This is a genomic window from Weizmannia sp. FSL K6-0777, from assembly GCF_038593185.1.
In the GTDB taxonomy this organism is placed as follows: Bacteria; Bacillota; Bacilli; order Bacillales; family Bacillaceae_C; genus Weizmannia; species Weizmannia faecalis.
In genome coordinates this window covers 1,513,235-1,527,329 of the sequence record NZ_CP151971.1, presented here as the reverse complement: position 1 = coordinate 1,527,329, position 14,095 = coordinate 1,513,235, and the positions used below count along the sequence as shown (strand labels likewise).

At 46.4% G+C, this 14,095-nt stretch carries 11 protein-coding genes; 5 read left to right on the top strand and 6 right to left on the bottom strand.

Annotated features, from left to right (window positions below):
* Positions 1–27 precede the first annotated feature (27 nt).
* Positions 28–1,458, bottom strand: coding sequence for a HAMP domain-containing histidine kinase (locus NST70_RS07075; RefSeq protein ID WP_342476054.1), 1,431 nt, complete (start codon positions 1,456–1,458; stop codon positions 28–30).
* Positions 1,455–2,138 (bottom strand): response regulator transcription factor, encoded by a 684-nt coding sequence (locus NST70_RS07070; protein WP_026104841.1) that lies wholly within the window; start codon positions 2,136–2,138, stop codon positions 1,455–1,457. The genes NST70_RS07075 and NST70_RS07070 overlap by 4 nt, the downstream gene beginning before the upstream one ends.
* Positions 2,139–2,394: 256 nt before the next feature.
* On the opposite strand from NST70_RS07070, the gene NST70_RS07065 reads away from it, so the two are divergent.
* From NST70_RS07065 to NST70_RS07050, 4 genes are all read left to right on the top strand, one after another.
* On the top strand, positions 2,395–3,657 hold the full coding sequence (locus NST70_RS07065; protein WP_110133987.1) for an MFS transporter: 1,263 nt from the start codon (positions 2,395–2,397) through the stop codon (positions 3,655–3,657).
* A gap of 90 nt (positions 3,658–3,747) precedes the next feature.
* Entirely contained in the window at positions 3,748–5,817 is a 2,070-nt protein-coding gene (locus NST70_RS07060) for a thioredoxin domain-containing protein (RefSeq protein ID WP_260832574.1), read from the top strand.
* A 274-nt stretch (positions 5,818–6,091) separates the two neighbouring features.
* Complete coding sequence (locus tag NST70_RS07055) at positions 6,092–6,445, top strand: VOC family protein (protein WP_017550795.1); 354 nt, start codon at positions 6,092–6,094, stop codon at positions 6,443–6,445.
* Between the two features lie 187 nt (positions 6,446–6,632).
* On the top strand, positions 6,633–7,202 hold the full coding sequence (locus tag NST70_RS07050; protein ID WP_014098440.1) for a PadR family transcriptional regulator: 570 nt from the start codon (positions 6,633–6,635) through the stop codon (positions 7,200–7,202).
* A gap of 127 nt (positions 7,203–7,329) precedes the next feature.
* On the opposite strand, the gene NST70_RS07045 is transcribed toward NST70_RS07050, so the two are convergent.
* From NST70_RS07045 to NST70_RS07035, 3 genes are all read right to left on the bottom strand, one after another.
* Positions 7,330–9,315 carry an LTA synthase family protein gene (locus tag NST70_RS07045; RefSeq protein WP_014098441.1) on the bottom strand — a complete coding sequence of 662 codons (1,986 nt, stop codon included), beginning with the start codon at positions 9,313–9,315 and terminating at the stop codon, positions 7,330–7,332.
* 213 nt (positions 9,316–9,528) lie between these two features.
* A complete protein-coding gene (locus NST70_RS07040) occupies positions 9,529–10,176 on the bottom strand; it encodes a phosphatase PAP2 family protein (protein ID WP_035188555.1) in 648 nt (215 codons plus the stop codon).
* 91 nt (positions 10,177–10,267) lie between these two features.
* The gene (locus NST70_RS07035; RefSeq protein ID WP_014098445.1) at positions 10,268–11,101 is read right to left on the bottom strand and encodes a Ku protein; all 834 of its coding nucleotides are present in this window, start codon (positions 11,099–11,101) and stop codon (positions 10,268–10,270) included.
* A 90-nt stretch (positions 11,102–11,191) separates the two neighbouring features.
* Between NST70_RS07035 and NST70_RS07030 the strand changes: the two genes are divergently transcribed.
* Entirely contained in the window at positions 11,192–13,033 is a 1,842-nt protein-coding gene (locus tag NST70_RS07030; protein ID WP_342476049.1) for a DNA ligase D, read from the top strand.
* 58 nt (positions 13,034–13,091) lie between these two features.
* On the opposite strand, the gene dapF is transcribed toward NST70_RS07030, so the two are convergent.
* Positions 13,092–14,087: a diaminopimelate epimerase gene (gene dapF, locus NST70_RS07025; RefSeq protein ID WP_260832572.1), complete on the bottom strand. Its 996-nt coding sequence runs from the start codon at positions 14,085–14,087 to the stop codon at positions 13,092–13,094.
* Positions 14,088–14,095: the final 8 nt, after the last annotated feature.

Genomic DNA, 14,095 nt, shown 5'->3' with positions numbered 1-14,095 from the left:
TTTTCTTTAAAAAGAAAAAAGAACGTTTCATTTTTTCGAAACGCCCTCTTTTCCACCTGTTTTTTGTTTTGCGACAAGGGGGAATGTAAACCGGATCTCGGTCCCTTTACCAACCTCGCTCGCTGCTTCTATCGTGCCGGAATATCCTTCAGTCAGTTGTTTGGCAATGGCGAGCCCGAGTCCGTTCCCGCCTTTTGCGCGGCTCCTTGCTTTATCCACCCGGTAAAAGCGGTGGAAAATTTGCGGCAAATCTTCTTTCGGGATCCCGATGCCGTAATCTTTTACTGTTAACATGGCCCTCCCCTTTTCCTGCTTGAGTCGGATATCGACTTTGTAAATGCGGTCGGAATATTTTATCGCATTATCAAATACAATGATCAGCACCTGCTCAAGATGGTTCTCGCTCATTTGGATGTCATAGGCCTGATTGGGATCATATTGAAAATTGAAGTCGAACTGCTGATGGATCATTTTAAAATTGCGGATCACCCTTTCTGTGACTGCCAAAAGATCTGCTTTTTCCTCATTGGCCAGTATTTTGGCTTCTTCCGCCCGCGAAAGATCGAGCAGTTCCTCCACCAGTTTTTTCATTCTGCTTAATTCCTGCAGCGAAGCCTGGAGCGACTCTTCAAGAATCGCAGGGTCATTTTTCCCCCACCGGTTTAACAAATTTAAGTGCCCTTCCATCACTTGGACGGGGGTCCTTAATTCATGGGAAGCATCCTCGACAAACCGTTTCTGCTGCCGGAACGACTGTTCAATTTGGTCCATCATATCGTTAAAAATATTGGTCAATTCCCCCATTTCGTCTTTAGAGGCGCTCGGCTCCATCCGTTCTTGGAATCCTTTTTTGCGGATGCTTTGCATCGTGGAAGAGAGCTTTTTCAGCGGTTTGAGGAAATTTTTTGCCATCATAAACCCGAGAAAAGCACTCAAAAGCAAGCCCACGCATCCGGCGACCATCATGACAAACAGAACATTCCGCATTAAATTTTCATACCGGTATAAAGGATAGATCACTTCAATATAGCCGTTGAACGACTGGGAGCGGAACGGGCTCCTTCCGACTAAAATTTGATGATTGCCCGCGCGGATCAGGCTGACCCGTTTTTCGTTCACCGGCATAAACGGCACTTTTGCATCGGTAGAATGAATGCTTTTTACGACAAGCATTTCCTTTCCTTCCGCATTGATGATCCGGATCGACTGGTCTTTTTCCAGCACCTGCTGAAAAAGCGTCCGGTTCGATAAAATGTCATCGATGTTTTCCCCCTTGTTGTTCAAATCATCCAGCGCCTCGGATACCGAAGTCGCTTCTTCATGCAATAGCCATCTACTGATTAGTGTATACTGGAAAAATCCGAAAATCAGAAACGTTAAAAAGATCGCTACACTTGCGCCGACGGACCATTTCACTTTCAAGGAACTTTTTTGCAGCCAGTGTTTTACCGCCCTCATTCGCGCATCACATATCCTGTTCCCCGCACTGTCTGGATATAGCTGTCTTCGCCTTCTGTATCAATTTTATTGCGCAAGTACCGGATGTACACATCGACGACATTCGTTTCGACCTCGGTTTCATATCCCCATACTTTGTTCAGGAGCGCTTCACGGGTCATGACAATATTTTTATTTTCCAAAAGCGTAAGCAGCAAATCGTATTCCCGCTTTGTCAATTCAATGGTTTTCCCTGCCTTTTTAACAAGCCGGCTTTCTTTTTCCAGCACAAGGTCACGAAACTTGTACGTTGTTAGCGCTGCTTTTTTGGGCTCGGCGTACTCCATCCTTCTGAAAATGGCTCTCAGCCTTGCGAGCAATTCTTCAATCGCAAATGGTTTGACAATATAATCATCCGCCCCATGGTCAAGCCCGGATACACGGTCCATAATGCTGTCCCGAGCGGTAATCATGATGACCGGTGTTTCTTTTTCCTGGCGCAGGCGGCGGCATACTTCAAGGCCGTTCAGTTTCGGCAGCATTAAATCAAGGAGAATCACATCCCACTCCTCCTCCAAAGCCGACTGCAGCCCTTCCCGCCCGTCATACGCCACTTTCACTTCGTATCCTTCATGCCTTAACTCCAGCTCAATAAAACGGGCCAGATTTTTTTCATCTTCCACCAGTAATATCCGTTTCATGATGATTCCCCCTCGAAGTTCTTTTGCCGGAACTCTTTCTTTTCCGCTGCCCTTATTATAGCTCCGGACAGCGCATGATCAAGGAGAATCCGCTTTTTCTTATATGCTAACCGAATGAAAGGAAAAAGATATGAATGGTTTGTTAAAAAATGATGAGAAAGAAAACCCGTTTTTTCCATTCATAAATGTCTCCGGTTGGGCAGATAGTAGTAAAGAAGAGTGCTGACATTGAGAAGAAGAAAGGAAAATACAGACAATGGATCATTTGACAACGAACACACCTTTATCCGATAAAAACAATGAAATCCATCAAAAAAGATGGGCGATTGTTGCATTATCGTCCATTCCCCTGATTATGACACTGGGGAATTCAATGTTGATTCCGGTCCTTCCCCTCATGGAGGACAAACTGGGCATCAGCAAAGTCCAATCCAGCTATATTATCACCTTTTATTCAATTGTCGCCATTTTCCTTATTCCGGTTGCCGGATTTTTATCGGACAGATACGGCCGAAAAATGGTCATTATCCCGTCACTTGCGATTACGGCTATAGGAGGGGCGATTTCGGCATACGCGGCCTGGCAACTTGATCACCCGTATTCCCTTATTTTGATCGGCCGGACTTTGCAGGGCGTTGGGACGGCCGGCGCAGCACCGATCGTTTTGCCGCTTGTCGGTGATATGTTACACCGCAACCGGGATGTGAGCACCACCCTCGGCATTATTGAAACGGCCAATACGTTTGGAAAAGTATTGAGCCCGATTCTCGGATCCTTCTTGGCAGGATTGATCTGGTTTTTGCCTTTTGCGGCCATCCCTGTCTTTTGCCTGATCTCTATCCTGTCTGTTTTGTTTCTTGTCAAAAGGCCGGCACACGAAAAACAGGGGCCGGGAATCAAAGCATTTATAGGGAATACGAAAAAGGTGTTCCGAAAGCACTGGCGCTGGCTGTCGGCCGTATTTGCGATCGGGGCCATCGTGATGTTTATTTTGTTTGCGGTGCTGTTTTATTTGTCGTCCAATCTGGAAGACCAATACGGCTACCATGGCGTGAAGAAAGGGTTTATTTTGGCCGTCCCGCTTGCGGCATTGTGCCTTTCTTCCTTTATAACTGGGAAAATCATTAAAGAAAACATGGTACTGATGAAATGGATTATTTTCTCCAGCGTGCTCATTACCGGAGCCTCCGTGCTCGTGATCACTTTTTCGGACCGTTTTTTCTATTTAATAGGGACCTTTCTCATTTGCGGAATTGGAATCGGCGCCTCCCTTACGCCTTTGGATGCACTGATTAATCAGTCGATTGAAAAAGAAGTCCGCGGAACGATCAGCGCCATTTACAGTTCTATGCGCTACATCGGCGTGGCGGCAGGTCCGTTATTTATGGCCAATTTTATGAAAGGGCGGGTTGAGATCAGCATGGTGATCATGGCCGGTTTCTGCCTGGTGGCGGCAGGACTTACATTTGTGGCGGTGAAACCGGACAAATCACGCGCTGAAGCTTCTTCCCCTGCCTAAATTTTGGCGCTGTGCGATATCATTTGTAGCGCCTTACCGTTTCAGGTAAACTGATGACGAAGAAACTGAAAGAAAGAAGGAGGGAATGCTTTGGCTGAAAACAGACCATTCAATCGGTTAATCCATGAAAAATCGCCTTATTTGCTGCAACACGCCCGTAATCCGGTTGACTGGTATCCGTGGAGCGAAGACGCTTTTGCGAAAGCGAAGCGGGAAAACAAGCCGGTTTTTGTTTCCATTGGCTATTCAACCTGCCACTGGTGCCATGTGATGGAACGGGAGTCTTTTGAAAATGAAGAGGTAGCGCGGATCCTGAATGAGAAATTTGTGGCGATTAAGGTGGACAGGGAAGAGCGGCCGGATATTGATGCTATCTATATGCTTGTTTGCCAAATGATGACTGGGCAGGGCGGCTGGCCGTTGAGTGTATTTTTGACGCCGGAGAGGGTTCCTTTTTATGCGGGAACCTATTTTCCGCGGGAAAGCCGGTATGGGATGCCCGGTTTTAAAGAAGTGTTGCTTTATTTATCCCAACAATATACCGAAAATCCGGACTGTATCAAGGATGTAGGGGTACAAGTCAAACAGGCGCTCGAGGCAAGCCGGGAAAAAGGGAAACAAACGGCTTTAACAAAAGAAACGATTGGGCGCGCTTTTCAAGCTTACAAACAAGGTTTTGATCCCCGCTACGGCGGTTTTGGAAAGGCGCCGAAATTTCCAATGCCGCATTCACTCGTATTTTTACTGATGTATGCCAAATTTTATGAAAACCGGGATGCGCTTAGGATGGCAACCAAAACATTGGACGGGCTGGCGCGCGGGGGAATTTATGACCATATTGGTTACGGTTTTTCCCGCTATTCCGTTGATGAAAAATTTTTGGTGCCACATTTTGAAAAAATGCTTTATGACAATGCGCTGCTTGTGCTGGCCTATACCGATGCTTTCCGGATGACGAAAAATGCCCAGTACAAAAAAATAACGGAAGAAATCATCACGTATGTGCTGCGTGATATGGCCCATCCGGATGGCGGGTTCTATTCCGCGGAAGATGCCGACTCAGAAGGTAAGGAAGGAAAGTTTTATGTGTGGACGCCTGCAGAAGTAAAAGATGTGCTGGGGGAACAGTTGGGCACGCTCTTTTGCCAGGCATACGGCATTACCGGGCAGGGAAATTTCGAAGGAAAAAATATCCCGAACCAGATTACAACGCATTTAGAATCAATTGCAAAAAAAGAAGGGATTTCTCCCGCGGCGCTCGCAGAAAAATTAGAAACGGCACGGCAAAGCTTGTTTCAACACCGGGAAAAGCGGGTACGCCCGTTCCGCGATGATAAAATTTTAACGGCATGGAACGGCTTAATGATTGCAGCGCTCGCAAAAGCAGGGCGTGTTTTTCATCAACCATCCTATGTGCAGGCTGCAGAAAAAGCGGTTTCTTTTATCAGGGACAACTTGATTCAAAATGACCGTGTAATGGTGAGATACCGCGATGGCGAAGTAAAAAATAAAGGTTTTATAGACGAATATGCCTTTCTCCTGTGGGGATATATGGAACTGTACGAATCCACTTTTGCCCCTTTTTATTTGGCGGAAGCAAAAAAACTGGCCGGCAATATGATCGATTTATTTTGGGATGGTCATGGAGGAGGCTTTTTCTTTAGCGGAAACGACGATGAACCATTGCTCGTCAGGCAAAAGGAGTCTTATGACGGGGCACTACCTTCCGGGAACAGTGTTGCAGCCTGCCAGTTGTTAAGGCTTTCGAAACTGACTGGGGATTTTACGTTGGAAGAAAAAGTCCAGCAATTGTTTCAGGCCTTCAGCAAGGATATCGATGATGAACCCACTGCCCACGCCATGATGCTGCAGGCTGTGATGTACGCACAGCAGGCAACAAAAGAAGTCGTGATCGTGATGGATGATGAAACAAAAGAAGTTGTTGATTTCATTAACCATATACAGAAGAACTTCTACCCTGGCATTTCCGTCATGGTGGTAAAAAGGCGTGAACAGGCGAAACTCTCCAAAATCGCTTCCTTTATTGAAGATTATGCCATGATAAACGGACAACCAACCATTTATGTCTGTGAAAACTTCAGCTGCAATCAACCGACAAATGATTTTCAAACTGCCATGGATTTGCTCTTTAAAAAATGATTTATGCATGGAAGGTGGATGCCTTCCTTTTTTTATTACATACGGGGAGCAGAAAATGAACAGTTGCCCGGAACTATGATGATGCTGCTCCGTTTGCTTTGCTAGGATAATCCCTTTTTGAAATACGCACCATTTTCTGATTGCCGTTAAATCTATCTTCTTGCATTTTCCATTCATCTTCTTTCTTCCAATTTTTTATATCAAAAAAACATGTTTACACATTATAAATTTTTGATATAATAAAAGCGACCAAACCTATGAAGGAGGCAATATCATGTTTACGAGTGCGAATGTAACAGTTACGGTAGCGGATTTAAAAAAAGCCGTTCAATTTTACACCGAAACCCTTGGATTGAAGCTGCAGGGCGAAATGGACGATCATTTTGTACAGATCGAAGCACCGGGATTGACGATTGGGCTCCTGCATCTTACCGGAGAGCGGAATGCCCAATCGGCAAAATCAGAAAGCATGTCGATTGGATTTGTGGTGCAGGATTTAGAGGCAGCCATCAAGACATTGAAATCCCATGGTGTTAAATTCCATGATTATGTTGAAGGGAAGGCAGCCCAGGTCGTACACTTCAATGACCCTGACGGCAATACCCTTTACTTAGTATCTGATCATTAAAAAAGAGGCGGCTTTCAAATGTCATCCATGCCAACTTGGCAGCCGCCAGACAGGTTAAGCGGAATCCCGGCGCTTCCCGCTGCACCATCTTCCCACAATTATATGGCGAGAGTCTGTTTGTTGGATATTCATGGTTCAGCATCCCTTGTTCCATAAAAAGGAAGTTAGACGGAAAGGAGACGTTCGCTTGAACGAATTGTTCATACTTGGCGAATTGATGAACAACCCGATGCACGGCTATTTGCTGCATCAAATTTTGAACGCAATTGTGGGCCCCACACGAAAAATCAGCTGGGGGGCGCTTTATCCACTCATTCACAGCATGCTTGCAGACGGTCTGATCGAGCAGGTCCCCGAAGAACAACCGGAGGGCGCTCGGCGGGGAAAAGGAAAAAAGAAAAAGATTTACAAACTTACAGATGAAGGTAGAATCCGGTTTTTCCGGCTGATGGAAGAACCGATTCCATACTCACCGGATTATGAACTGCATTTTTATATGAAGCTGAAAAATTTTGGTCTGGTCAGTGAGGAAGTGCAGTTTTTAATTTTGCATCAATATAAAGATTACTTGCGTTATGAAATCCGCCATGAGGAAGAACGGTTGGTTTATGCGGGAGGGGATAAACGGATTCCCAAGGAAGAACAGCAGTATATCCTGACCTTTTTCCGGCACCGGTTAGAAAAGCTCCGTTTTGACGAAAAGTGGGTATTACAATTAATCCATCAACATCGTGAGAATAGACAAGGGCTTGAATAAAGTGTGAAAACGGAAAGCTGGACATACTTGTGCAAACCCATAAGAAATCCGGAATGATGCATTCACAATATTCTTTTTGCACGGCACAACAAACAACCCCCGGTTGATTCACCGGGGGTTGTTTGTTTTATTTATTCTTTTTGGCTGAATCCGGAATGGAGGTTTCAGGCAACCCACTCATATCCGTCTGGTCAAAGGAATAATCGTACTTGTTCCGGTTCACCGGCGTAAAACCTTTTGGTGTGTAGAAACGGAGCAGGTCGTCGTACACCACTTTATCAGACAGATTCAGCATCTCTTTTGCAATCTTTTCATCATTTTTGCCAAGTTTTGGATTGACTTTTTCACCGGTCGCATTGTCGTAAAGCGTTCCGGATACTTGCGTGAACTTATTGGTGACAAAATCGCCGTTACGGAACGGAACGACTTGGCGGTGCTGGCTGGACAAAAGATCAGACCCGAACTGGATGTAGTCTTTTGTATCAACGCCAAGCAAATGCATCACCGTCGGCATTACATCGACTTCACCGCCGTACGTATGCTTGATCCCGCCTTTTACGCCCGGAACATGGATAAACAGCGGCACCCTTTGCAGCTGCGCGTTCAAATATGGCGTAATTTCAGGGACACCGAGCACTTTCGCCATTGCCGCATTGTGATTTTCCGAAATGCCGTAATGGTCACCGTACATGACAATCACGGTATGGTCATAAAGCCCGGATTCCTTCAAATAGGTGAAGAACTGCTGCATCGCTTCATCCAGATAATGGGCGGTTTGGAAATAGTTATCAACGGTTTTATCACCGAAATTGCCTTTCGGGAAGTCAGCATCCTCTTCATCCAATGGAAACGGGAAGTGGTTTGAAAGCGTAATAAACTTCGTATAGAAAGGCTGCGGCAATTTGGTCAAATACTGCATCGATTCATTAAACCAAGGTTTGTCCTTCATCCCGTAGTTTAACGTATTTTTGTCGCTCATATCGTAATACTTGGCGTCAAAGAAACGGTCATAGCCGAACGATTTGTACATTTCGTCACGGTTCCAGAAAGTCTTATAGTTTCCGTGGAAAACAGCCGATGTATAGCCTTTCTGGCCAAGAATGGCAGGTGCTGCCTGGTACGTATTTTGTGCTTTCGTCGTAAATACAGACCCCGTCGGCAGCGGGAACAGCGAGTTTTCCATCATAAATTCGGCATCAGACGTTTTCCCCTGGCCTGTCTGGTGGAAAAAGTTATCGAAATAAAAGGTGTTTTTATCCTTTGTCAGCGAGTTTAAAAACGGTGTGACTTCTTTGCCGTCCAATTTGTAATTGATCAAAAAGTTCTGGAACGACTCAAGTGAAACGTAAATGACATTCATACCCTTTGCCGCGCCGAAATATTTGCTGTCCGGCTCGGTATAGTTCGCTTTCACATAGTTTTCCACATCGCTCACGTCACTGCTGTCAGCCATCGCCCGCTGTGCAGACGATTTTGTTGTCTGGATCGCATCATAAAGCGTGTAATTGTACATACCGAGATATTTCACGATATAGCTACGGTCAAAAGTCCGCGTTAAAAGCTGCGGGCGGTCCGCTTCGGCAAGCCCGAGATTAAAAATGAAAAATGCAATCGCGGCAATCATCAGCCCGGCAAGCGAGCGGCGGTTGATTTTCCCTGCGTTGGCCCTGACGGTTTTCGTTGCAATCAAGGCAATGAGGATGATCGTATCAAAAAAGTAAAAAATATCATAAGGCTTCATTAATGCAGCTGCACTCCCGCCGAGGTCGCCGAAGTTTTTCGTCTGCGACAAAACCGGCAGCGTAATGAAGTCATTGAAGAAACGGTAATAGCATACATTCGCGTACAGCAAAACAGACAAAAGCACGTCAATCACAGTCATTGCAATGATCCGGCCGCGTCCCTTAAAGAAAAGCGCAAGCGCAAAGAAGAACAGTGCCGAGCTGATGGGATTGATGGCAAGCAAAAATTTCTGCATGCCGTTTTGCAGATCCAGATTGAATTCCGCTTTATAGACAATATAAGTTTTTACCCAGAACAATAAAACCATGAGAAAGTACAGGGCGTATTTTTTATTTAGCAAACTTTTAATCTGGTTAAACGAGATCTTCATTCAGTATTCCCTCCCAATTGCCAAACTCTCCGGCAACAATTTCAGGACGCTTCATTTATTCATACCAACATATTGTAATACAATTTTAAAAAAAAGCAAGCGCTCATCAACGGCTTTTCCAGCCCCTGGGCAGCCCTTTCCGGCCAAGCGGGGCTGTCCGCGCCGGAATTCCGCATACCCACCGCCAAATATTTTTATTTCCACCATATTTTATTACAATTTCAATTTTCTTTCAAACAAGTTCAACGCAAGCGCAGATAAAATGACCCAAACAAGGCCGGCCGCATATCCTCCGGCAACGTCGCTCGGGTAGTGGACCCCTAAATAGATGCGGCTAATGCCGATGGCAAGCACCAATAAAAGGGCAAACAGCGTCCCCGCGACCTTCACCCACCGGCGTTTCGCAATGCGGAACAGGATCAATACGAGGCAGCCGTATAAAATCATGGATCCCATCGAATGCCCGCTTGGGAAGCTGTAACCCGTTTCCTGGACGACACGCATAATATCGGGACGCTGGCGCTTGAATATGTATTTTAATATGGTGTTAAAAACCCCGGCTCCAAGCGCGACAGATACAGCGAGATAAAGGCTTAGTGTACGGTATTTTTTGATCCAGAGCACAAGGGAAAGAAAGAGGGTGACCGCCGCCGCCCCTTTTACAGATCCGAGAAAGGTAACAGCCAGCATCACGCTCGTTAGCCGGCCGGAAATATTCCCCTGGACAAATGAGATAATCGGAAGGTCAAAATGCCGGATCTCCGCCTGGTTGAAGTGACCGGCGATTTCAAAAAAAATCCAGGTGCAGAAGGAAAGCACCAGTAAAACGAACACCCATTGCACAATCGTCTGCCTTTTCATCATCAACCTCCAATATGAAATAATTTACCATATTGGAGGCTTTCCGGCAAATTTTCCGGCATTCCCCATGCTATCCGGTACCGCCCGGTTTTTACGCTTCTTTTGCCTTTGTTTTGGCCGCTTTTTTTGGTTTTTTTGCCGGTTTTTTTGCCGGCTTTGCCCTGTCGATGGAAGCCTGGAGCGCCGCCATCAGGTCGGTCACATTGTTTTCCGGTTCTTTTACTTTTGCCGTGACGAGTTTTTTTCCGGTTCGTTTCGATTCAATTAAAGCCATCAGGTTTGACCGGTATGCATCCGTATATTTTTCAGGCTCAAACGATGTCGTTAACTGATCAATCAGCAAAATTGCCGTCTCAATTTCTTTTTTCGAGACTTCATCATCTTGCGGCACATTCGGAACGTCAGATGCTTTCCGGACTTCATCCGGGTAATGGATCGTTTCCATCAAAAGCGTGTTTTCATACACGCGGATAACGGCGAGCTGCTCCTTTGAACGCATAACAATCCGGGCAAGTCCGACTTTCTCTGATTCGGTCAGCGCTTTCCGCAACAAGCCGTAAGCTTTTACGCCCCCTTCATTCGGGGACATGTAATAACTCCGGTTAAAATAGACCGGGTCGATCTCCCGCATATCAAGAAAATCCATAATTTCCACTGCTTTTTCTTCTGTCTGTTTGCGCAGTTCTTCCAGTTCTTCCTCTTCCAGTACGACAAACTTTCCTTTCGCGATTTCGTATCCTTTTACGATTTCTTTTGCGTCCAATTCTTCCTCGCACACCGGACAAACCTTTTCATACCGGATCGGGGAATGGCATTTTTTATGAAGGGAACGCAATTTGATATCTTTATCTTCCGTTGCGGCATGCAGTTTAATCGGGATATTGACGAGTCCGAAACTGATCGTGCCTTTCCACATCGTATGCATGAATGAAACGCCTCGCTTTTTGAAGATAATATATGTACGAATCCACCCCGCTATGTACTTCAACTTTTGGAAAAAGAAAGGGTGCTCGAAATGAAACCGATGTTGCCGGTTTTAAAATGGTCTCTGCCAGATACAGGAAAGTGGGTATACGAAATTAAATATGACGGTTATCGCGCGATCCTCGACTGGACAGAAGACGGCATGCGGTTATGGAGCCGCAACGGAAAAGATTTGCTGCCCCGGTTTCCGGAAATCCGCACCTTTTTGCAAACGCTTGAAGGCCGTGTAAAAGGGCAGCTTCCGTTACGGCTTGACGGCGAACTTGTGCTGCTTGAAAATCCGTATAAAGCTGGCTTTAGGGAGCTGCAACGCCGCGGGCGGATGAAAGCTGAAGCAGCTGCAGAGCAGGCGAAAATGCGCCCCGCCCATTATCTCGTATTTGATTTGCTCATGCTTGGCGGAGAGGATATGGCCGGCAAACCGTATTTGCAGCGAAAAAGAGCATTGGAAAACTTATGTGAAACGCTCGCGCTGCCGCTCTCCCCCGCCCCGGGCGAAACGGCACGGGTTCAGCAAATCCCGTTCACCCGTGACGCATCCGTCTTAAAAGAGACGGTGAAAAATTTTAACAGTGAAGGCATTGTCGCAAAACAAACGGACAGCAAGTGGGAAGCGGGAAAACGAGTTGAAACATGGATAAAAGTGAAAAATTGGAAGACAGCCGCCTGCTTTATTACGGCTTACGACGAGAAAAACGGGTATTTCGATGTCGCAGTGTTTAAAGATGGCGACATTTTTCCAATCGGCCAGTTTCTTTTCAGCATGAATCCGGACGAAAAACAAATCCTCACAGAAGCGGTCAGGAAAAATGCCACAAACAATGAAAACGGCGTCTACACGATCGATCCTTCGATTTGCGTCGAGATATTTTATTTGGAATGGGACGGCGCCAATCTGCGGGAACCGCATTTCCACCGCTTCCGCTTTGACCTTTCGCCGGATGCCTGCACGTTTGAAGATTTCAGGCTCCGTAACGCCGCCATTCCGGAAGAAGTGGAAGTGACGCATCCGGATAAACCGCTATGGAAAAAGCGCCATGTGACAAAGCTCGACTTTCTTGCCTATATGCGGGAAATTTCTCCTTTTATGCTGCCGTTTCTTTCGGACAGGCTTTTGACCGTCATCCGTTACCCGCACGGCGTCTTCGGCGAGGCATTTTACCAGAAAAACTGCCCCGATTATGCGCCCGCTTTTGTGGATACGGCTATGCATGAAGACATCCGGTATATTGTCTGCAACGATTTAAAAACACTGATGTGGCTCGCAAACCAGCTAGCGGTGGAATACCATATCCCGTTTCAGACCGTAAACAGCCGTTTCGTCAGTGAGATTGTATTTGATTTTGACCCCCCTTCCCGGGATGCGTTTCAACTTGCAGTAGAAGCGGCTTTGCTGTTAAAACAGGTGACGGATGCCCTTCATTTGGAGAGCTTTGTCAAAATTTCTGGAAATAAAGGGCTGCAAGTCTACATTCCATTGCCGGACAGGCAGTTCTCATGGGAAGATACAAGGCTGTTCACGGAATTTATGGCTGCTTATTTCATTTCGAAATCGCCTGAACATTTTACAATCGAACGGATGAAGAAAAAACGGGGCGGAAAATTATATGTTGATTTCGTCCAGCATGCGGAAGGAAAAACGATCATTGCACCTTATTCGATGCGCGGGCATGAGGATGCGCTTGTGGCGGCGCCGCTTTTCTGGGAAGAAGTAAACGCGTCGCTTTCGCCGTATGACTTTACCATTGAAACGGTCCTTTCGCGTGTGAACCGGTACGGCTGCCCGTTTGCGCGATTCTTTGCCTGCAAAAGCGGCCAGCCTTTTGCCCCGGTACTTGCATTTTTAAAGCAGAACAAAGGGCGCCCCATATAGTTTGGCGCAGCTTTCCAATCGAAAAAAATACGCCTCCCTTTTACAGGAGACGAAAATTTTAAGCCAATGCTTTCTCTACCGTTTCTTTTGCATGGGTTTCGAGCTTTTGATACAGCTTCTGTTCGCCGAAATCCTTTTTTTCTGCAATCCGGAACTGTTCCGGGTACCCATCGTCAAAAGAAACAGCGGTTTCGTATAAATAGGTGGCATTACCGATCAGGTCAATCGTGTATGCCGGTTCCCCTTCTTTTTCAATTTTTTGGACAAAGCACCGTACTTTACCGCCATTATTGAACACGTCGATCATTTCACCGAACGGGCGCAATCTTAACAGGCAGGCCACAAGGCTTGAAGCGGACATCGCCGTTCCGCACGCATTTGTAAAACCGACGCCGCGTTCAAACGTGCGGACGTATAAGCCATTTTCACCAATCGGTTTGGCAAAGCTGACATTCACGCCGTCCGGAAAGATATCATTTGGTCCGTTCACATACTCGGACAATGTTTTTTGCGTATCAGACCGGAATCCTTCATTTTCGACAAAGGCGATCAGATGCGGATTCGGCACCGCAACTGCTGTAAACGACAAATCTTCCGACAAGGCCTTAACCGGTTCATTGATGAGCACTTCTTTATCAATATGCATCGGCAGTTTGTTCAAGTCAAAGGAGACAGGCGAGATTTCGACCCGGAACGTTGGGATGCCGTCCAATAGGGGCTCTGCTTTGCGGGCATATAGATTTGCTTTCATCGTTTCAATTAACAGATCGTCTTTCCCGCGTTTTTCGGATACGTACCGCGCAACACAGCGCAGGCCGTTCCCGCACATGGACGCCTCGGAACCGTCCGCATTGAATACCCGCATTTTTGCGTCTGCCTGCTGGCTTTCCGACACAAAGAGCAGGCCGTCCGCCCCGAGCCCGGCATCGCGCCGGCAAAATGACAGAGCCATTTTTTTGCGGATGTCGTCCGTTAATGGCGCAGAGATTTCCGTTTCATCGATCAGCAAAAAATCGTTGCCTGAGCCGTGGCATTTAATCAGTTTCACATGCATGATGGATT

Excerpts from the sequence above, each read along its gene's own strand:
- NST70_RS07070 (WP_026104841.1), bottom strand. The coding sequence starts at position 2,138 with ATGAAACGGATATTACTGGTGGAAGATGAAAAAAATCTGGCCCGTTTT.
- dapF (WP_260832572.1), bottom strand. The coding sequence starts at position 14,087 with ATGCATGTGAAACTGATTAAATGCCACGGCTCAGGCAACGATTTTTTG.
- NST70_RS07040 (WP_035188555.1), bottom strand. The coding sequence starts at position 10,176 with ATGAAAAGGCAGACGATTGTGCAATGGGTGTTCGTTTTACTGGTGCTT.
- NST70_RS07065 (WP_110133987.1), top strand. The coding sequence starts at position 2,395 with ATGGATCATTTGACAACGAACACACCTTTATCCGATAAAAACAATGAA.
- NST70_RS07045 (WP_014098441.1), bottom strand. The coding sequence starts at position 9,315 with ATGAAGATCTCGTTTAACCAGATTAAAAGTTTGCTAAATAAAAAATAC.
- NST70_RS07035 (WP_014098445.1), bottom strand. The coding sequence starts at position 11,101 with ATGCATACGATGTGGAAAGGCACGATCAGTTTCGGACTCGTCAATATC.
- NST70_RS07055 (WP_017550795.1), top strand. The coding sequence starts at position 6,092 with ATGTTTACGAGTGCGAATGTAACAGTTACGGTAGCGGATTTAAAAAAA.
- NST70_RS07030 (WP_342476049.1), top strand. The coding sequence starts at position 11,192 with ATGAAACCGATGTTGCCGGTTTTAAAATGGTCTCTGCCAGATACAGGA.
- NST70_RS07075 (WP_342476054.1), bottom strand. The coding sequence starts at position 1,458 with ATGAGGGCGGTAAAACACTGGCTGCAAAAAAGTTCCTTGAAAGTGAAA.